This window comes from Pseudarthrobacter sp. NCCP-2145, assembly GCF_023708005.1.
Taxonomy (GTDB): Bacteria; Actinomycetota; Actinomycetes; order Actinomycetales; family Micrococcaceae; genus Arthrobacter; species Arthrobacter oxydans.
The window spans coordinates 319916-338602 of sequence record NZ_BRCG01000001.1 but is presented as its reverse complement, the minus strand read 5'-3'; the positions used below and the strand labels follow the sequence as shown (position 1 = coordinate 338602).

The following is an 18687-nucleotide window of genomic DNA, read 5'->3' as shown; positions in this document are numbered from 1 at the left end:
AGATCCTGGGCATCTGGGCCGGCGACGGTGGCGAGGGTGCCCGGTTCTGGCTGCAGGTCTTCTCGGAGCTGAAGAACCGGGGCGTGGAAGATGTGCTGATCGCCGTCTGCGACGGGCTCAAAGGCCTGCCGGAGGCGATCACGACCACGTGGGAGCGGACGGTGGTGCAGCAGTGCATCGTGCACCTGATCCGCAACAGCTTCCGCTACGCCGGACGCCAGCACCGCGACGGCATCGTCAAGGCGCTCAAGCCGGTCTACACGGCCCCGTCCGAGCAGGCGGCGAAGGACCGGTTCGCCGAATTCACTGCCGAGTGGGGCCAGCGGTATCCGGCCATCGTACGGCTCTGGGAATCCTCCTGGGCCGAATTCGTGCCCTTCCTGGAGTACGACGTGGAGATCCGACGGGTCATCTGCACGACGAACGCGATCGAGTCGATCAACGCACGCTACCGAAGGGCGGTGAGGGCCCGCGGGCACTTTCCGAACGAGACCGCTGCCCTGAAATGCCTATACCTGGTCACCAGATCTCTTGATCCAACCGGCGGTGGCCGTGCACGCTGGGTGATGAGGTGGAAGCCTGCGCTAAACGCGTTCGCTATTACCTTCGCTGGCCGGTTCGAAAGAACCACTCAACAATGAAAACCGGCCGGACTCGACACACCGTTTATCGGACAGTCCCGACATAAGTGCTTCACGGCAGGTCGAAGGGGAGTGATTTGTGGGCGGTTTCTTTGTTCATGTTCCAGCCGGCGACGAGGCCGGAGCCGATCATTTGGTCGCTGAGGCGGGCGAGGCGGTATGCGGGGTCGGTGTCGAGGGCTAGTTGGAGGAATTGGTGGGCTTTACTGCCTCTGCCTTCCCACCAGTTGATGTAGCCGATGGTAGTGAGGACCGGGGCTGCGTGCTCTGCGCTGGTGCGGGAGTAGGCGTGCAAGAGCAGTTGTTGTGCCCACTCGATGCGTGACCATTTCGGCGCCTGGTCGGTTTGGGCGAACAGGATCTGCTGCATTGGCTCGTCGACTCCTGGGATGTCTGCGATTAGCCGGTCGCGGATTGCCGGGAACTGCAGGTTCGCGACCAGGGCGTGGCAGTCGTCATCGCTCGGGAAGGTTTTGGAATCGAGCATGTCTGCCCAGAGTTTCCGGCCTTGCTGAAGTGCGGTGTCAGTTGGTTGAGAGGCGATGGTTTCCATGTGGTGTTCGACGGCGGCCACTTTCGCTGCTTCCCGGCTGTTGGTTGGGAGGGTGATGCGGTCGATGGGTTCGATGAAGCTGCCCCGGTAGATGAATTCGGCGTTGATCGCGCTGGTCTGGGTGGAGCTGACTGGCAGGGCGAGACTGGTGCCGGGTTCGCCGTCGTAGGGGGAGAAGGTTTCGTCGCCGACGAAAAGTCCGTCCCGGATAGTGATGCCCTGTTCGGCCAGGACCCCGGTGAGCGCCGCGATAGTGCCCGCATACGGCCGAGCCTGTCCGTGCTGGGCGGTTTCCCTGGTGTAGACGGCGAAGAGGATCGACGTGGCGGTGGTGTCGCTAGTGAGGTAGTGCGCGACGGTGCGTGCATAGGGGAGTTCCTGGCCGGGTTGGCGGGGGAGGTCGATGCGCAGGGTAGCGCCGATGCTGTTGTCATTCAGAGTGATGCAGACCAGGCTTTCCTGCGGCCAGAAGCCCAGGGTGTGCCCGATGAAGCTGAGGACATCTGATGGTGTTGTGATCGTGAGCTTTTCCATGATCCCGTGTTTCCCTTCACCCTTGTGCTTTTCTGCGGTTGTTGGTTGTGGGCGTCGTTCTGGTAGGGGACCATCCGCTGGGATGAGGGGCCGGAGTGCAACTTGGGGGACCGGCGCCGGGGATGAAAACTTCGACCGGAGGCAATGCTTCGGTCTTTCAATGATGAAGTTTTCGGTTCCGGGGTCGGCGCGGTAGCGCCTTGGTTGCGCGGAGGTCCCGCCCAGCGATCATGGGGCATATCAGAATGACAAGCAGTTCGTTGTCCTGCCTGTCCATCGACGCCAAAGGGCCCGGCGGCATGACCTACTGAGAGGCGTGCCAAATCTTTAAGGACAAAGAAAAACCGCATCCCTTCCTTTCGGGATGCGGCCGTATGTTGAAGGTTTCGACGGGCGGAAATCGGGGTGTGGACAATGTCCACACTTTTGGTCTCAGATCGGGTCCTACTGCCCTCGGACTACTTCGGATTCCGCATGTTCTCGCGGGTTTCCCAGCGTTTGCAGGGGCTGGAATACAGTTCGAGTCCCACCTCGGGCACAATGTTTTCGCAGGTCAGGGGCTTTTTAGCTTTCGAGTGTTGACAAACCTTGACGTGACTCTGCATGAGTCGTATAAGCGGGTGTCCAACCGGTCGCGTTTTGCATGACAGTTCTGCCGTGCCGTCCTCGCCCCAATTCGGCAGTTATGGTTTTGGTTTAGGCTTCGTTTTCCTGGCAGTCTCATAGTCCTCGGCAAGTGTCGAGGGGATATTGGCCTCGTCTGCAATACGTTGAACCTCGAAGAGACGGTTAGGTTCCTCTCGGAGGCTTTCAATGATCCAGCAGGCCATGGCTGTCGCCATGCCAAGGTCCAGCAGGTTCACCACTGGAAAGCGGTCGACGGCCTGTTGAAGAAGCGAGGTTTCCCCTGTCAATTCATCGACGGCGAGGTAGCCCGTAATCGTGCTACCGGTGACGTGGGTAGCTTGACAGAGTCGAACGAATTCAAAGCGCAGCAGCCCACTTTTCGGTTCCCGGGTGTTAGCGGCCAATGCCGAATTCCAGGCACAGCTCACGTTCCGGCGGCAGCAGGGACTAAGGCATGAGTTCACCGGAATTGATGTAGATTCGCCAGCACCCAAGACCGCCCGGCTTCGGTGTTGAGTCCGGTTTTGCTCCGGTCCACGAGGCCGCTTTGGATGCGTCGTATCAGAAGGGGACCTGACCGAGGAACAGCGCTTTTGACAACGAGCGTTCGGCGCCAGGCCGCCTGGATACATGGCGGGGAAGCTGTGATCGATTCCCCGATCGTCCGCGATCTGGTGCGGTGTAGCTGGCGGGATGTACCGCATCAATGCCAGCGGCGACTTCCCAGGACGGTCACCGCGGCGGTGATGGCGATGCCGAGGCCGATCGGGACGCTGAAATGTGTCTGGAGCAGGATCGCTCCGATGGCGGCCCCGGCGAACATAGCGAGGACAGCGCCCAGCCGTCGGTTGAATAACCGGGGCCGTTGCTTGCCCACAAGTGACTCCCCGGCGAGGGAAGTCATGGTGGAAGTAATGACCACGGTGGTCATGTCTCGTACGCCCAAATGCCGCGCAATCAGGGCCTGGGAGCCCATGTGCATGGCGATAACGGCGGCAACAATGACACCAATGGACTGCCGGCCGACGTCTTCCACGATGAGGGAGACGGCGGCGGTTCCCGTCAACGCGATACAACCCGCTGTGAGGAGGAGCGTCACCCGGCGGTTCCAGCCTTGCGGGCTTGACTGGAGCGTAAATCCGGCAACCGCCGCGCCGAGGAGAAAGGCACCAAGTGCTACAAGTGGGCCCAAAGCTGGCAGGTACGCCGCCCCGGCCAACGCCATCGCAAGAATCACCACGTTGCCGGTCATATTTCCGGTGAAGACGCGGTCAAGGGCAAGGTAGCCGACCGCGTCAACGACACCTGTAACGAGCGTGAGGGCCATCATGAGCATCAGTCGGAACTTTTCCGGAGACGCATTTTCTTGCAGGGTAGAGGCGGTTTTGGTACCTGGGCTGGCTACGGCTGATGTCATGGTTTAAGGGATCTTTCATCGTGAGGGATGGTCTCTATGACCCCCCGACATGCTTATGGGTGGTTTTAGGCGGACCGGCTGGCAACTACGGCGATGCCGTCGCTCCGGGGATCTGCGCCGGCGGCTAGGGCGCTCAGCCTTCAAGCTTGGAATGCTCGCCCAGGCGGTGCCATGAACGGTTGTGGTAGATCAGTGCGTCGCCGGGTTCGCCCGCCTGGACGTCACGCATCACGCGGGACTCCAAGGCGTGAACGGCGATGATTGTGGAGGTCCCCACCTCCATGCGATTGATGACGGCGCAGCGCACCCAGGCGCGGACATCCTCATACACCGCTTCGCCGGTTGCAAGGGGCGACCAGCGGTGCGTCTGGTCAAACCGGTCGGCTCCAGGGGTCGCTCCAAACTTCGCCAAGTCGACGTCGTGCGCGTCCAGCAGGTGCACGACGACGGTATCGGCGCGCGAAAGCACTTCGGACGCAGAGGACAGTGCCGAGACCGAGAAAATCAGCAATGGAGGTTCCGCACTCACTGACACGACCGACGATACCGTCAGTGCCACCGGTCCTTCGCCGGCATCGGCCGTGATGACGGCGACACCTCCCGGGTGCCCACGGAACAGTGCCTTGAATTCATCAGCCGAGAGGGAGGACGGGAAGCTTTGCTCGGGAGCGTCGAGCCAAGTCTCTGCGGGGTAGGCGTGAAACATCGCTAGGACACGCTGGGGGCGGAGCGGGCCAGTTCCTCGCGAATGATGTTCGTCCCTGCGCTGAGAGCACTCAGCTTGGCCAGTGCGACGTCCCGGGGGAACGGTGCCATGCCACAGTTGGAGCTGGGGATGAGCTTGTCCGCATCGACGAACTGGAGGGCCATGCGGAGGGTGTTGGCGACCTCCTCCGGGGTCTCGATGGTCTCACTTGCGACGTCGATTGCCCCGAGCATGACTTTCTTGCCGCGGAGGAGCTCGATGAGGTCCATGGGCACTTGGGAGTTCTGGGATTCCAGCGAGATGATGTCGATGCTGGAGCTTTGCAGCAGCGGGAACGTTTCCTCGTACTGCCGCCACTGTGGGCCGAGCGTCGCCTTCCAGTCATTGTTCGCCTTGATCCCATAGCCGTAGCAGATATGCACGGCGGTCTCAGCGCGCAGTCCTTCTGCGGCTCTCTCAAGCGCAGCCACTCCCCAATCCTTGACCTCATCGAGGAAGACATTGAACGCGGGCTCGTCGAACTGGATGATGTCAACGCCGGCCGCCTCGAGTTCTTTCGCCTCCTGGTTCAGGATCGTGGCGAACTCCCAGGCCAGCTTCTCGCGGCTCTTGTAGTGGTCATCGTAGAGCGTATCCACCATCGTCATTGGACCGGGAAGAGTCCATTTGATCGGCCGGTCAGTGGTTGCGCGGAGGAACTTTGCGTCGTCGACGAATACCGGCCGCTCACGGCGCACCGGTCCGACGACGGTCGGTACGCTCGCGTCGTAGCGGTCGCGGATGCGCACGGTCTTGCGTTGTTCAAAGTCGACCCCGCTGAGATTCTCGATGAAGGTCGTGACGAAGTGCTGGCGGGTTTGCTCGCCGTCGCTGACGATGTCGATGCCGCGCAGGCTCTGCTCGTGGATGGCGATGCGCAGCGCATCCTGTTTGCCCTCGAGCAGCGCATCTCCCTCCAGCTTCCACGGGGACCAAAGAGTCTCCGGCTGTGCGAGCCACGATGGTTTCGGCAGGCTACCGACGACGGTGGTGGGCAAAAGTGTGTTCATGATTAACGATTCTCCGTGGGTCAGTTGACGAGGGCAGGGTAGTTGGCCGTCCACTGGTCCAACAGATCCTTGTGGGCCGTGATGAAGTGCTCCTCCGTGTACTTCGCCTGCGTGATCGCGAGCTGACCGCGCTCGACGCGGTCGTAAGCGATCTGGGTCCGCGAGTAGTCCTGCTCGCCCAGGCTCGGCTGGTAGACGGCGGCGGCGGCGGAGTTCGCGTTGTAGATCTCCGGGCGGTAGATCTTCTGGAACGTCTCCATGGTGCTGATGGTGCCGATGAGCTGCAGGTTGGAGTAGTCATTGAGCAGGTCGCCCCGGAAATAGAAGGCGAGCGGCGCAACGCTGCCGCGTGGCATGAAGTAGCGCACCCGCAGTCCCATCTTTGCGAAGTACGCGTCCGTCAGCGAGAACTCGTCCTGCTGGTACTCGACGCCCAGGACCGGGTGACGGTTCCCGGTTCGCCGATACGTCTTGCTTGTGGAGACGCTGATGCAGACTACTGGCGGCTGCGGGAAGCGTTCCCGGCATACCGGGGAATCGAGGAAGTGCTGGAACAGCTTGCCGTGAAGATCGCCGAAGTCCTCGGGCACCGTGGGCTTGCCTGAGTCCCCTGCTGCCGCCGGCAGTACGACGCTGAAGTCGAAGTCACGGACGTAGGAGGAGAAGTTGTTGCCGACGATCCCTTGGTGGCGGACCCCGTTCAGCAGGTCGACGATCTGGATATCGAGAACCTCGAACAGCGGGAACTGCTGATCCGTGCCGTCCGCAGTGAACTGAGTCTGCACTGAAACGATCTCAAGCTCGAGCGCGTAGCGATCCCGGTCCGGGTTGTCCCAGTCTGCGAGATCGTTGAAACGGCGCCGAATCATGGTCAGGGCGTTGCGGAGGTTCTCCTGGCGGTGCTCGCCCCGTGCCAGGTTGGCGAAGTTCGTCGTGATCCGGGAGCCTTCCGACGGGGAGTAGTCCTCGTCGAAGCGGGTGGTGGTGATGCTGAAGGTGAAGTCGTCTGCCATGGGCTGCCAATCCGTTGATGATGGCCGGAGACGGCCTTTCAGAAGGGGATGTATCCATGCTGCAACCTTCTGACAGGTATCAAGTAACTAGTGGTTATTATGCATTCATATAGTATTTTCCTATGCCTCAGATTTCGAGCGGATTGACCCTGCAGCAGCTGCGCTACTTCATAGAAGTTGCAGCTGAGGGGTCGATCTCCGCGGCTGCCGATCTTCTCTACGTAGCGCAGCCGACGATGTCCGCCGCGATGAAGGACCTTGAGGCCCGGGTGGGCCGCGCGCTCCTGGTTCGCTCCGCCCGCGGGGTCACCCTCACCGCCGACGGGGTAGAGTTCCTCGGCTATGCGAGGCAGGTCGTCGAGCAGTTCGCTCTCCTCGAGCAGCGTTACCTTGGTAGGCCACCGCGGCGACGTCTGCTTGGGGTGTCAACGCAGCACTACTCGTTCGCGGTGGACGCCTTCGTCCGGATGGTCAAGGCCACTGAGGTGGCCGAATACGAGTTCTCGCTCCGTGAGTCCCGTACCTGGGACATCATCGAGGATGTCCGGACGCTCCGCAGCGAGATAGGCATCCTCTACCGGAACGATTTCAACCGGAAGATCATCGACAAGCTGCTCCGCGAATCCGGGCTCGCGTTCACTCCGCTTTTCCTCGCCGATCCGCACATCTTCATTTCACGGAACAACCCGCTCGCCTCAAAAGAGCGAGCGACTCTAGAAGATCTTGCCGGCTTGCCGCGGCTGACCTTCGATCAAGGTGCGAACAACTCTTTTTACTTCGCCGAGGAGATTCTCTCCACCTTGTCCAGTAAGCAGGAGATCCGGGTCTCTGACCGTGCGACGATCTTCAACCTCATGATCGGGCTCCACGGCTACACGATTTCGACGGGAATCATCAGTGGGCAGCTCGACCCGGAGATCGTCGCCATCCCGCTCGACGTTGACGAACGCATCGAAATCGGCTGGATCGGCCACGCCGCGATTCCGCTCACCGACCAAGCGCAGCGCTACCTCAGTGAATTGCGGGCCGTCGTCGCTGAATTCGGCGTAGCGCTACTCGGCTGACTGCAGTTGAGCGGGCGGTCTACCCCTTCGGTGATTGGACGTGTTTGTTGCAGCCGGGCGGGTTGGTGGTATCGCACATGCCCGTCGCCGTCGCCGTCGTTGGCATGGCCGGGGCGGACGTCAGCTAGGAAACCGGCCTGTTCCAGGTGGTGACGATCCAGCCCGGGGACATCACGCAGGGCTTGTAAGGCCGCGGTGCCGTACTGGCCGCCACCTGTGGAGGCCGTTGAGCCGCAAACTGATGTTGGCGCGATTCTCTGGTCACCAAAGTTGATCAGTTTGCGGCTTCGCTGAACCTTCCCCCGCAGGCCTCACAAAACTACGGTGGCAGTTATCACGCTCTGATGAGATGTATCGGCCGAGTTATGACTGCGTTTGTTCAACTGCGCAAACACTAAAAGACTGACTGGGACGTACCAAACACATCCGCTACGACAATCTCACCAGCGCGGTCACCGCCGTGGTGTTCGGGCAGGGCCGGCAGGGCTGGGAGAACGACCGGTGGGTGTTGTTCCGTTCGTTCTATGGCTTCGATCCCATGCAAGCACTCCGAATCTAGGCGCCACCGTGATCTCCTTAGTCATCGTCCGAACCGGTAAGCTGCCGGCCTGACCGGAGTATAGGCCTGCGCCTGCCGAGCAGGCAACGATCCCTCCGCCAGGCTTCCTGGCCGTTGGAATTGCGGGCGCCCGGCTGGTTTGGGGGCTAGATTGTTCCAGATCGGTAGAGCTCGGTGGAGAGGTAACGGAGTCCGGAGTCGCAGAGGATGGTGACGATTGTTGATCCGGGGCCCATTCGTTCCGCGGTCCGAAGAGCGGCGACAACATTCGCCCCTGAGGAAGTGCCGGCAAAGAGCCCCTCTTGCCGGGCCAGGCGCCGCGCCATATCCATTGCCTCGTCGGCGGATACGGTGAGGATGCCGTCGACGGCATCCGGTTCCCACAGCGGGGGAACAAAACCGATACCGATGCCTTCGATCCGGTTGGGGCCGGTCGGTTGACCGGACAGGACAGCGGATTCGGCCGGTTCGACTGCAAAGACGCTGATGTCTGGATTGTGCGCGCGGAGCGAGCGCGTGACCCCGTGAATGGAGTGAGCGGTTCCGACCGTGTGCACGAACGCGTCGATCCGGCCTTTTGTCTGTGTCCAGATTTCCTCCCCCAGGGGCAGATACCCGGTGACCGCGTCATGGTTATTCAACTGGTCACACCACCACATGCCCGGTTGTTTCGATACTTCAGCGGCCCGGGCGATCATCCGCTTGATCAGCGTTTCGGTGATTGCGCCATTGTCACTTGGAACATCCTCGACGGTGGCGCCAAAGGCAAGCATCGTCCGGCGTTTTTCGTCACTGAACGCGTCGGAGAAGACGACGTGGAGGCCGAAACCAAGCACAGCGCAAGCAAACGCAAGCGAAATGCCGGTCGTGCCAGCGGTGTATTCGACGACAGTTCCTCCCGGGATAAGGCGACCGTCGCGCACGGCGCCTTCGACCGCCGTGCGTGCCATCCGGTCTTTCATACTCCCTGTCGGGTTGGCCCACTCCAACTTGACGAAAATCCGGGCACCGTTGGCCGGCGCCACCCTCCGCAGCTCCACGAGGGGCGTGTTCCCAATTCCCGCGAACGCACCCATTGAATCGTTCATCTCCGAAGACCCTCTGCTCGTGTGGCGGCTGATAGAAGATATCGTGGCACCCTGGTAAGCCCACTACAACAGAACACGGAAGGCACCGCGACCATGCGCTCTGAACGATGAGAGTGAGCGCATTTTCAACCGCAGCGACCCGGCGAAGAGATCTATGGAAACACCCCATCGAGATCAGACTTACACCCCTAGCGCTGCCGGATTCATCCTGTATTGCCAATGCTCTTCGGAATGCCTCCGCTACTCACAGCCGGGGACAAATCCTCATGAGTTATCCACCGCTACCGCTGCCGAGGGAGCTCTCCAAACGGCTCCCAAAAGAATCAGCCATGGATAATCCGAATTGACCCCAGCCACGGATAGCTTTAGGGGCACCTTGGGTGCCGCGCAGCACTGCTGGAAACGATGATTGTCCTTGACACTCCTATTGATTCCTTACGGCCGTCGCCGGCCTTGAAACCCTCGACAGCGGGCGTGTGATGCTGGACGGACAGCTTGAAAAGAACAGAGCTTTCCAAGACACCGCGATCCTGCTCGGGTGAGTCTGGTCCAATTAGCGAGGCGTGCAGCCCAGTGAAGGGCGGGTACCGGTTTGGTACCATGTAGGCATGGCTATGAATCTCCGTGTCCCTGAAGACCTCGATCGGCGGCTGGAGAAGTTGGCTGCTGAGGAACATACGTCCAAGTCCGCGCTTCTGTTGCAGGGGGCAGAGTTGGTTCTGCAGCGCCACGCGCACCGGCGTGAAATCAGCGCAGGTCTTGATTTTGTTATGGGTCATGACGCTGATCTGCTGAAGCGCCTTGAAGACGCGTGACAGCGTACCTGGACATTGAGGATGCCCTTCAGGTAGTTGATCGGTACGGCTTCCATATCCGTGATGTCGGGTTGTTGGCCTCAGCATTGGTCAGGCCGGCTACGACTGTCCTGGGCGCGGAAGCCTATCCGGAGCTCGTGGTGAAGGCGGCAGCCTTGTTGGAGTCGGTCGTCCGGTTCCGTCCACTCGTTGATGGCAACAAACGGACGGCGTGGACGCTCATGGTGCTGCTGCTGTGGATCAACGGTTACCGGCATGACTTCAACACGGATGAAGGCTTCGACCTCGTCGTCGGAGTAGCCGCGGGCGCTATCGACCTGCCGAACGCTGCCGCCGAGATTTCCAGGCATCTGGTGCCCCGGTAGTCCTCCAACGCCCCCGAAAGGGGGTATGGACATTGTCCACACTTTTCGTCTCGTACTGGGCCAAACAGCCTTCGGACTACTTAGAATTCCGCATGTTTACGCCGGTTCCCAGTGTTTGCACGGGCTGGAATGCAGTTCGAGTCCCACCTCGGGCACCGTGTTTCCCAGGTCAGACGCATTCGAAAGCGCATCAAAACGGACGGGTCGTCGTCCTACATGGTGTTGCGGCGAGACCCGAAGAGCCGCGAGGCCTGACAGCCGCCACGTTTCGTCGAAGCTGAAACTCTGAAGAGGTTTCTGTGCGCGAATGGTCAGTCGTTCGAGATCGCGCAGCATGCCATCCTGTCCAACGAGAAGCGCACGCCAACTGTGGCTGAGGTCATTCAGGAACACATCGACCTGCTGATCCGTCCATCCAGCGGAACCACGAAGACGTACCGGACCATGCTGGACCTGCATATCGGAAACGTCATCGGCTATTTACCGTGGACAAGCTGGATTACCGACTGATGGCGCACTGGGTGAAGTCCAACCATGAATACCGCGAAGATGTTGGGGTACATTCCGTGGAACCCTTGCCGCGGCGTGCAGCTGCCTCGTATCGAAAAGGCGGAGGACGAGGCCATCTTGCTTACCCATGCGGAGTTCAGTCTCATCGTGGAGGGTATGGGGGAGCGGTTCAAGGCCTTCACGAACTTCCTGATGATGACAGGCACCGCTTCGGAGAAGCAAGGGCTCTGACCGTGGCTGATGTGGACCTGCTCTCCAAGCCACCCACCGCTCGGATCAACAAGGCATGGAAGCGGGACAGGCAGAACCAGTTCTGTGTTGGCGCGACGAAGACAGGTGCCGGTAGGCGCACTATAGGGTGCGGGCCCTGATGTTTAGGCCGACTTTCTGAGGTTCCCCCGGGCCGGGGCTGGCGACAGAGAGCCAGTAGTTGAATTCGCCGTCCTTTCCCGTAAAGAGGCAGATGGTGCTGTTCCCGATGACGTTGGGCTGTCGCTTGCACGGTCCGTCGGCAGTCATCTCGACACCGACCCCCGAGACTACTGCCGCGACGTCGTTATCGGTGAGCTCTTTTCCGGTCTCCCACCGACGCGACATACTCGGGCACGGGTTCGTGCTGATGCACATGAACCGCTCGGGCCGGACAATCTCGTCGATCAGATTCCAGTCGGCCGGGATGGCGAAACGGTCTGCCTGTGACAGCATTCGGTCGGTCACCTTGTCCTCGGCGGAGCGGACCATGAAATGGGCCGTGGCAGCAAGAACCAGGATCACGGCGAAGGTCAACCAGAGTTTGTGCTTCACTGATCGGTACTTTTCGGGGCTCGCCGGCGGGCAAAGACCCAGCTGCCGGCCCACAGTAGGACGACGAGAAGCAGGGTTTCTATGCCGTTGGGGGCCAGGTTGAACACCGCCAGAACGTACGGGAGCGCAAAGACAAGGAAGACCGTCCCGACGACGGCTACGAGCCAGCCGCGGGCAGTCACACTCCCTCGCTGCTGCTGTTGATCCCATCCCGCGCCTTCTGCCGCCGCTCATCGGCTTGGATGATGCCGTCACGGACGGCTGCGCGGATGACGCCGTAGAGGACGTAAAAGAAGATCGCCGCAAAGACGACTGCCAGGACCGGGTTTTCGAGTGCGGTCATTCCGGCCCGACCTCCTCCGGCCAGTACTGCTGAACCGCTGCTGCGGCCGCTCGGAGCCGGTTGCCGTCCAGGACGATGAAGGATTCGGGCATGCCCATGCTTGTCCATTGGGCAAGCAGGCGGAGATCCCCGGCTGGCGGCAGCGGCCACAGCCAGAGGGTTCCCATTGCCGACATGTCATCCTCCCCGCCGTTGCCCCCTCTGGGGCGGAACTCGAACACCGGCCCGCCAGGTTCCTGGTCCCGGGGCACAGATTGCTCATACATCGCGAGGGATGATGTGCTGGCCTTGGAGCCGTCCGGGAACTGCATTCCGAACAGGAGGACGGAATCAACTGAAATGGCCGCATCACGCAAGTGCGGCGCAGGCCGGTGGAAGACACCGTTCATCTCGGACCATCTCCGGTCATCCTGGTCAGTGCGGCGCAGCATCCAGGACATTTCAAAGACGCAGCCGGTCGAGTACACCTTGGCGGCTTCAATGGCCACCACAAAGGTGGGGGATTTGTGGATGAACTGGCCCACGGGAACGACGGCGGGCAGCTCGTATCGCGGGGCAGCAACCCAAGGAGGCGGAGTGAACTGCGGCGTCCTTGGACGGGAAGGCGGTGTAGGGATCGGATAGTCCTGGAAGAATGTCACGGTCATCCTTGATTTGCTGGCGGCGACCGACCAGCGGAACAGCGGTACGAGCCGCCGTGGATCCCCCAATCCGTCCTTACCCGGCTCAGTCTAACTCCGGCTGGCCACCAGCTTGAGGACACGCCCGCGAGCTCCACGAGACTATCCGTGCCCGGAAGCACCCTGGTCCTATGACGGCTACAACTGTTGAGGCGGCGATCCATGAACTGATGATCTCGCCTGGAATGTTGTCCATGACCTGCTCGAGCAACGGGGCTGCTCGGGGACGGGTCGTTCATCGATGAATACACCGGGATCCATTCCTGGGTGGAGGACCTCGCCCGGTACACGGTGGTCCACTCCCGGACGGTTGCGGTCCTGTTCGTGGACACCCGGCCCGTGGACGCCATCGCCTTCAACCACGACCTCCTGGGCGCCGACGACCTGAAGAGCGTCTTTCGGGTTCCGGTGTAGGCGCAGGCTGCTCTAGCCATACTGACTGCCTCTTCTCCGGGTGGTTCCCGAGGGCCATGTTTAGCCTTACGGGCACATTGCACGGTCTGCCAAGAGACAGCTGAGTAAGCCCCAGAAGAGACGTCGCCATGATCCTAAAAACTGCTTTGCAGATGGGGCATCGGCCATCACTGGCTTGCCCAAATGAACGACGGATAGCTTCGTCGCCACTGCATCCACTGTGGGAAGGAAGATCCCCACAGTGCCCGATGGTCGGGGAGGCTCGCCAGCGGTGATCACCCCGAAGACCCCACACCCGCGACTACTACTAGGAGCTGGATTGTCATGCTCACGCAAATGCTGTGCAAGCTCAATCTCCATCATCATTGGCACGTCGATCACAACGATGACGGTGGCCTATACAAACGCTGCCTGCATTGCGGCAAGGACAGCGCCGACGGGGACGGGGCCGCCAACGACTGGGCGCTAAAGCGGTGGTGGTAGGTGACCACCATGGGCGGTACATAGCATCGTGATTTGAACCGGACACACCAGTGGTGGAGGCAACTTTGGTGCTTGGGCAGGCGGGTGAAACGCGGCAGCGCTGTTCAAGTCAGAGGCTGCGTCAGCGGGCCGTTGACCACCTTTAGTTGGCCGGCTTGCAGATGCGGTCCAATGTTTCGTTGAGTGTGGACTCGATCCGGTCGTTCAGGTAGTCACGCTTGTCTTGGGTGGAGGGGTCCTCGAGTTCCGTGGGCATTGGTGGTGTTGTGACTGTCATCGCGGCCTGATACCGCCCGTCCGCGCTGCTGACCGCCACGGTCTGGTAGTCCCAGAACCCGCCACGGCCCTCGTGCCGCGAGTCTTCCGAGCAACCGTCCGCATGCTCCCACACGCCCAGCCCATACGGGTGAAAGCCTGGGCTGGTCTTCATTTCCCGCAGGGACGACGCTGAAACCGCCCGCCCCTGGAAGATTCCAGCCATGAGGAGGTTCAGGTCCGCCATCGTCGATATAGCGCCCCCGGCCGGGTTGCCGGCCAGGAAGGTGTTGTCAGTGGTGTCTACTAGTTCACCGCGCAGGGTTACGTAGCCGTGCAGAATACCGGTTTCGTGCGGGTCAATACGGTCCAGGCTGGTGTTCTTCAAACCGAGAGGGCCTAAGACCTCTTCCTGCAGAACGTGGACGATGGGCTTGTCCCGCAGCGTCTGGATGAGGAGGCCGAGTGCGAGATAGTTGGTGTTCGAGTACTTGAATGCCCCGACATCATCAGATCTCCAGGGAAGGGTCCCTGCCAGTTGCAGGCCCCGCTCCATCGTCAACGTTTGTGCGAGCACAGGGCGGAAGTCAACATCCTTCGGCAGGGCATCGGTGACTTCGGGCATTCCGGAGGTATGGCTGAGCAGCTGCCTCACAGTAATCGGGGCTGGTGGCGTGAGTGAAGTCGTGAATCCGGGAATGACGTCGTTGACGGGATCGTCGAGGCCGATGAGGTTGTCGTCCACGAGCTTCAGCACGGCCACAGCCGTCACCGTCTTGGTGACGCTGGCGACAGCAGCACGGTCCGTTGGCTGCGCCGGGGTCCTGGTCTCAAGGTCACGCACACCGTAGGCCCTGGACCACTCGCCCTTGGGCCAGCGAATCTGGACGACAGCGGCCACCGCGCCCTCGTCCAGAAACAGCTGGACCTGATGCTCCAAGGAAGCGAAGGGTTTCGGTGAGCTTGCTGACGGTGCGGGCTTATCGGTGGACGAGATACAGCCAGATACAAGGAGGACGACTGCGAGGGCCGCCTGCCGCCACACGCGGTTTTTCGTGCTCATTGCCGCATCCACTCGGGACGTCGTTACAGGTTCGGGGCCGTCCGCGGCACCGGATCCGGCCAGACCTGCGGCGGCACCGTCGCCCCAGCCCCTCAATCTTATGACTGGGCTTCGTCTTGGGGAACCCTTTGCCCAGTAGCTGTCTTCTTGGGTACCAGCCGTACCCACAGAAAAGGTGCCGCACCACCGATCTGGGATACGGCACCCCTTTTCTGGACGTAGTCACCAGAAGTGGGCGACGTGCACTATCAGCCGGGAGCCGAACCCTGGCCCGTCGAGTGTGAAGACCCGGAAGGGAAGTCGGGCGCGGACGCCCAGGCCGATGCTGGTGGAGCCTTCGAAGCTTCCGGCGTAAACCACTTGCCGGAAGGTCTGTAGCCGGCCACGTTGGACAGCTCAGCCTTGGCGGCCGGGTTGTAGTTGACGTTGTCGTTCTGTTTGGTGACCCTGCGGTCCAGGATGCGGCTGCACTCATCAGGCGCGTCATCAGCAAGGCACTCAGGCGCGACTAAGCGGCCCTTTCATCGGAGCCCGGCATCTCCGCCCTCTGGGCCGTGCGTGTGGCCTGGGATGGCGGCCGGCGCCGGGCTCTGACCACCACAATCAGCATCGTCAGGACGGTGACCGTCCAGGCGATCGCGGCGAGGAACACCAAGACGATCGCCACTAAGGGGTGCATGCCGAAAGTCTAGGACCGTGCCGCTTCGATTCCCGGACGCAACTCCGCAGGATGGGAGCACGAAAAAGGTGCGCCCCTTTAGCTGAGCGCACCCTTCTCGATTCCCCTTCACGCCACCGGATCCCCATCCGATTGGATCTATCATAAGTATGCTTAGCAATAGGTGTGCAAGCCCGCGGCCCACACCGCGACAGGTGTTCCAGCCAGCACATGCTCGTGGCTGTCTCTTGGATAGCGTCCTCCATCTCGGGGACGAGCGGAGGCGCGTCTGAGTACGTGGCGGCCGACGGCGTGAGCGACGCAACAGCGAGTTCCTCGGCGGCGTCGGCCTGATCCTGACGGCCGTCTTCACAACGCTTGGCCTCATCCTCATCGTTGCCGGACTGAGGGGGAGACGACGGGACAAGGTCTGCAGCTCTAACGTGGCAGAGGTGCGGCAGAGTCGTGCGGACGAACGTCAAGGTTTCAGCGCCACACAGCCAACTGGTTTGCCAGGCCTGCACCATTCGTTTCGGACGTGGCCGACACCCAGCAACGGGTGCAGGCCTTCCTCTGTCCTGCGGACTCGCTTCTTATGAAGCCCCTCCGCAGCGCCAGTGTCCCTGGCGCTGCGGAGAAGGCCCGGCGCTACAGCCTGCCGCCAGTCAAGGACTAGGCCCAGGACTGGTCCCGGTCGAGGCATGCCCCGCCGTTGTAAGCCACATAGATTGAGCTGACCCTGTTTTTCATCGTGCCCAGGTTGAGACGGTCCCCTGGTTGGATGTACCAGGCGTAGCCTTCGCAGCCGGGGCTGTCGTAGATCGTGACGTACGCGTACGTGTTGTTGACCATGGATGCTGCGTTGTTGTTGACCTGGACGCCCCATCCGTTCCTTCCGACAGGGCCGTCGGTGAAGAGCTCATTGCCCATGGTCGCGTCGCTGTTGGCGTAATCGGCGCGTGCGCCCTGGAAGTCGGAGTTGAAGTAGAAGCACACCCGTGATGTCGGGCACGCGGTTCCTGTGCCCGAGGCATTGGCAGCAGGCGCGCCCGCCAGGAATGCGCTGGCACCCAGGGCCAGTACAGCCGCAGCAGTAGCCGCTTTACGCGTTGCGAGTTTCATCAAGTTCCCCAGTCATTTTTTGTAGGCGGACGAACCAATATCGTCCGGGTCACCCAGCAGCGGCGCCGTCATCATTCTCTGGCATCGACGTCTTGCCGGCCATGGGGACACCTGCCCCAACCCAGGGGCCGGGCCAGGCGTTCCGTCCGGAACCCTGGTGGGAAGTGAATGGGGCCTGAAGGAAGGCGGGGACCCCAGCGTCCAGTGGTGGCTAAAGCAAGCCCCGTGGCAGGTCTTTTGGCCTCGGTCTGGCCGTAACGCGGCAGTAACGCTCACGTCATTAGGGTCCGGCTATCTTTACGTTGCGTTCACTGAGGCCCGGGGAGCTGATATGGCCAATCGCACATCTTGGAAAGAGACACAGGAGCACCTGCTGGCCAGTGGACTCGATCCTTCAGCCACTGATGGCCGTTCCCGTCGAACGGTTCTGTCATGAGCCTCTGGGACGATCTCCCGTCCGACCTCCGTAACACTGGAGCGCTGGATCCGCTGGAGAATGCCCTCAAGGCGATTGACACCGCCGGCCTGACGCCGCGCGAGGTCACCGACGTGGATGGCACCTGGAGCGTCCGATCCGTCGCGGTGGACGTCCCGCAGCTCGCCGGGGTCAGCGTCGACCCCGCGACCGGGCGCTGGGGCGGCGCCGGGCCGTCCACGCCCATCGAGCTCACCGGCACCCAGGCCACCATCGCGTACGGCCGCCACCTGACCGGCCCGGGCGGCACCGAGGACGGCGGCTGGCACCTGGACCTGGACGTGCCCGGGATCCGGCTGCTCGTGCCCTACCTGCGGGGCGCGATGCTGGACACCCGCGGCCAACTGGTCTTCGACCCCGCCAACCCGCAGGTCCGGTTCATCCTGCCGCGCATCGTCATCCGGACCATGCAGCTGGCCGGGGCCACTGTCGGCACCCGGCTGCGCTCGGCGTCGACCTCGGGCAGCCCCGTTGACGACATCTACTCCCTCATCCGCATGACCCCGGGCCACGCTCTCATCGGCCCGGGCACCACGGTCGGCTTCGCGTTCCGCACCGCCGAGCTCGACCTGTCCTCACTCGCCGACCCGCCCGGCCTGCCACCCGGGGCGCGAGCCGTCCCCGGCGAGTGGCAGGGACTGCACCTGCCGGAGGTCCGGCTGTTCGTGGCACCGGACGGGCTCGAGGGCCTGGCCGTGTCGGCGGGCGTCCGGGACCTGTGGATCGGGATCGGAGTGCACGACGGCGTGACGGGCGCCTTTAGTGCCGAGGTCGTCAACCGCGGCGGCTCCCCGACAGTGCTGGCCCGGTTCATCAGCCCGGCCGGGCGGCACATCGCGGCGGTCGCCGGCGGGGCGGTCGAGGCACCGGACCAGAGCGTGTTCCTCGTCGACGCCTCGGGCGGGCTGGCCCCGCACACCATCAGGATCGAGGTCGCCGGCGGGCCGACGGTCGCGGGGGACCGCCTGCCCGTGACGGTGCCCGCGGCCGGCACTGTCGAGCTGCGGGTCACGGTCACCGACGCCGGCGGGCATTCCCACGGCCCGGTCTCCTTCCTGGCGCTGCGGCCTGCGGCTGGGGAGGGGGCCGCTCCGGCGCTGGCGAACCCCGCCGCTCTGCGGCTGCTGACGCCCGAGCGCGGGCTGATGGTTATCGTCTCCCAGACCGCCACCGACGTGACCGTGCGGCTCGACCCCGAGGTGCCTGCCGAGTGGGCGTGGCCCGGCGGCACCTCGACGGGCGCCCGGGCCACCGTCCCTGTGATGGCCGGCAGTACCGCGGCGGTTTCCGGCACCCCGACCCAGCCCGCGGACGCCCGCCCGACCACGCTGGACTGCTAGTTCCGGTTCAACCACCCCTTCCCGAGCGAAACCACCGACGCCTGGTGGCGCAACCCGGCCAACACCGGCTCGGCACCGGCGTCCGGGCGGACCACCGCCCCCGCCGGGG

General features: G+C 62.3%; 21 protein-coding genes and 1 pseudogene. 8 read left to right on the top strand and 14 right to left on the bottom strand.

Annotated features, from left to right (window positions below):
* Positions 1-641, top strand: a 641-nt coding sequence (locus tag NFU08_RS01540) for an IS256 family transposase (RefSeq protein ID WP_251420224.1), incomplete at its 5' end; no start/stop codon positions are given.
* A gap of 52 nt (positions 642-693) precedes the next feature.
* Here the strand turns inward: NFU08_RS01540 and NFU08_RS01535 are convergent.
* From NFU08_RS01535 to NFU08_RS01510, 6 genes are all read right to left on the bottom strand, one after another.
* On the bottom strand, positions 694-1728 hold the full coding sequence (locus NFU08_RS01535) for a DUF4192 domain-containing protein (protein WP_251420223.1): 1035 nt from the start codon (positions 1726-1728) through the stop codon (positions 694-696).
* A gap of 683 nt (positions 1729-2411) precedes the next feature.
* Positions 2412-2759 (bottom strand): hypothetical protein, encoded by a 348-nt coding sequence (locus NFU08_RS01530; protein WP_251420222.1) that lies wholly within the window; start codon positions 2757-2759, stop codon positions 2412-2414.
* A gap of 299 nt (positions 2760-3058) precedes the next feature.
* Positions 3059-3691 carry a YoaK family protein gene (locus tag NFU08_RS01525; protein WP_251420221.1) on the bottom strand — a complete coding sequence of 211 codons (633 nt, stop codon included), beginning with the start codon at positions 3689-3691 and terminating at the stop codon, positions 3059-3061.
* 214 nt (positions 3692-3905) lie between these two features.
* Positions 3906-4478, bottom strand: a complete 573-nt coding sequence (locus NFU08_RS01520; RefSeq protein WP_141000443.1) for a flavin reductase family protein — start codon at positions 4476-4478, stop codon at positions 3906-3908.
* A gap of 2 nt (positions 4479-4480) precedes the next feature.
* Positions 4481-5527, bottom strand: a complete 1047-nt coding sequence (locus tag NFU08_RS01515; RefSeq protein WP_251420220.1) for a methionine synthase — start codon at positions 5525-5527, stop codon at positions 4481-4483.
* Positions 5528-5547: 20 nt separating this feature from the next.
* Positions 5548-6540: a DUF1852 domain-containing protein gene (locus NFU08_RS01510; RefSeq protein ID WP_251420219.1), complete on the bottom strand. Its 993-nt coding sequence runs from the start codon at positions 6538-6540 to the stop codon at positions 5548-5550.
* Between the two features lie 122 nt (positions 6541-6662).
* Between NFU08_RS01510 and NFU08_RS01505 the strand changes: the two genes are divergently transcribed.
* Positions 6663-7604 carry a LysR family transcriptional regulator gene (locus NFU08_RS01505; RefSeq protein WP_251420218.1) on the top strand — a complete coding sequence of 314 codons (942 nt, stop codon included), beginning with the start codon at positions 6663-6665 and terminating at the stop codon, positions 7602-7604.
* 705 nt (positions 7605-8309) lie between these two features.
* Here NFU08_RS01505 and NFU08_RS01500 read toward each other — a convergent pair.
* The gene (locus NFU08_RS01500; RefSeq protein WP_217432079.1) at positions 8310-9251 is read right to left on the bottom strand and encodes a PLP-dependent cysteine synthase family protein; all 942 of its coding nucleotides are present in this window, start codon (positions 9249-9251) and stop codon (positions 8310-8312) included.
* Positions 9252-9859: 608 nt separating this feature from the next.
* Between NFU08_RS01500 and NFU08_RS01495 the strand changes: the two genes are divergently transcribed.
* The 4 genes from NFU08_RS01495 to NFU08_RS01480 all read left to right on the top strand — a co-directional run bounded on the left by NFU08_RS01495 (position 9860) and on the right by NFU08_RS01480 (position 11172).
* Entirely contained in the window at positions 9860-10066 is a 207-nt protein-coding gene (locus tag NFU08_RS01495; protein ID WP_246084586.1) for a ribbon-helix-helix protein, CopG family, read from the top strand.
* Positions 10063-10431, top strand: a complete 369-nt coding sequence (locus NFU08_RS01490) for a type II toxin-antitoxin system death-on-curing family toxin (RefSeq protein WP_251420217.1) — start codon at positions 10063-10065, stop codon at positions 10429-10431. Before NFU08_RS01495 ends, NFU08_RS01490 begins: the two co-directional genes overlap by 4 nt.
* A 369-nt stretch (positions 10432-10800) precedes the next feature.
* Positions 10801-10941 carry a hypothetical protein gene (locus tag NFU08_RS01485; RefSeq protein WP_174174747.1) on the top strand — a complete coding sequence of 47 codons (141 nt, stop codon included), beginning with the start codon at positions 10801-10803 and terminating at the stop codon, positions 10939-10941.
* A 24-nt stretch (positions 10942-10965) separates the two neighbouring features.
* Positions 10966-11172 carry a hypothetical protein gene (locus NFU08_RS01480; RefSeq protein ID WP_174174745.1) on the top strand — a complete coding sequence of 69 codons (207 nt, stop codon included), beginning with the start codon at positions 10966-10968 and terminating at the stop codon, positions 11170-11172.
* Positions 11173-11292: 120 nt separating this feature from the next.
* Here NFU08_RS01480 and NFU08_RS01475 read toward each other — a convergent pair whose 3' ends face one another.
* The 3 genes from NFU08_RS01475 to NFU08_RS01465 all read right to left on the bottom strand — a co-directional run bounded on the left by NFU08_RS01475 (position 11293) and on the right by NFU08_RS01465 (position 12729).
* Entirely contained in the window at positions 11293-11745 is a 453-nt protein-coding gene (locus tag NFU08_RS01475) for a hypothetical protein (protein WP_174174742.1), read from the bottom strand.
* A 178-nt stretch (positions 11746-11923) separates the two neighbouring features.
* Positions 11924-12088, bottom strand: coding sequence for a hypothetical protein (locus tag NFU08_RS01470; protein ID WP_174174739.1), 165 nt, complete (start codon positions 12086-12088; stop codon positions 11924-11926).
* A complete protein-coding gene (locus NFU08_RS01465; RefSeq protein WP_366286229.1) occupies positions 12085-12729 on the bottom strand; it encodes a hypothetical protein in 645 nt (214 codons plus the stop codon). The genes NFU08_RS01470 and NFU08_RS01465 overlap by 4 nt, the downstream gene beginning before the upstream one ends.
* Before the next feature lie 306 nt (positions 12730-13035).
* Between NFU08_RS01465 and NFU08_RS01460 the strand changes: the two genes are divergently transcribed.
* Positions 13036-13182 (top strand): hypothetical protein, encoded by a 147-nt coding sequence (locus tag NFU08_RS01460; protein WP_246255878.1) that lies wholly within the window; start codon positions 13036-13038, stop codon positions 13180-13182.
* Positions 13183-13807: 625 nt separating this feature from the next.
* Here NFU08_RS01460 and NFU08_RS01455 read toward each other — a convergent pair.
* The 4 genes and pseudogenes from NFU08_RS01455 to NFU08_RS01440 all read right to left on the bottom strand — a co-directional run bounded on the left by NFU08_RS01455 (position 13808) and on the right by NFU08_RS01440 (position 16763).
* The gene (locus NFU08_RS01455) at positions 13808-14860 is read right to left on the bottom strand and encodes a serine hydrolase (protein ID WP_251420215.1); all 1053 of its coding nucleotides are present in this window, start codon (positions 14858-14860) and stop codon (positions 13808-13810) included.
* Between the two features lie 345 nt (positions 14861-15205).
* Positions 15206-15402: pseudogene (locus NFU08_RS01450) on the bottom strand (hypothetical protein); the annotation flags it as partial.
* 89 nt (positions 15403-15491) lie between these two features.
* Positions 15492-15662 carry a hypothetical protein gene (locus NFU08_RS01445; RefSeq protein WP_174174732.1) on the bottom strand — a complete coding sequence of 57 codons (171 nt, stop codon included), beginning with the start codon at positions 15660-15662 and terminating at the stop codon, positions 15492-15494.
* 651 nt (positions 15663-16313) lie between these two features.
* Positions 16314-16763 carry a peptidase inhibitor family I36 protein gene (locus NFU08_RS01440; RefSeq protein WP_251420214.1) on the bottom strand — a complete coding sequence of 150 codons (450 nt, stop codon included), beginning with the start codon at positions 16761-16763 and terminating at the stop codon, positions 16314-16316.
* A gap of 432 nt (positions 16764-17195) precedes the next feature.
* Between NFU08_RS01440 and NFU08_RS01435 the strand changes: the two genes are divergently transcribed.
* Positions 17196-18578, top strand: coding sequence for a hypothetical protein (locus NFU08_RS01435; RefSeq protein ID WP_251420213.1), 1383 nt, complete (start codon positions 17196-17198; stop codon positions 18576-18578).
* Positions 18579-18687: the final 109 nt, after the last annotated feature.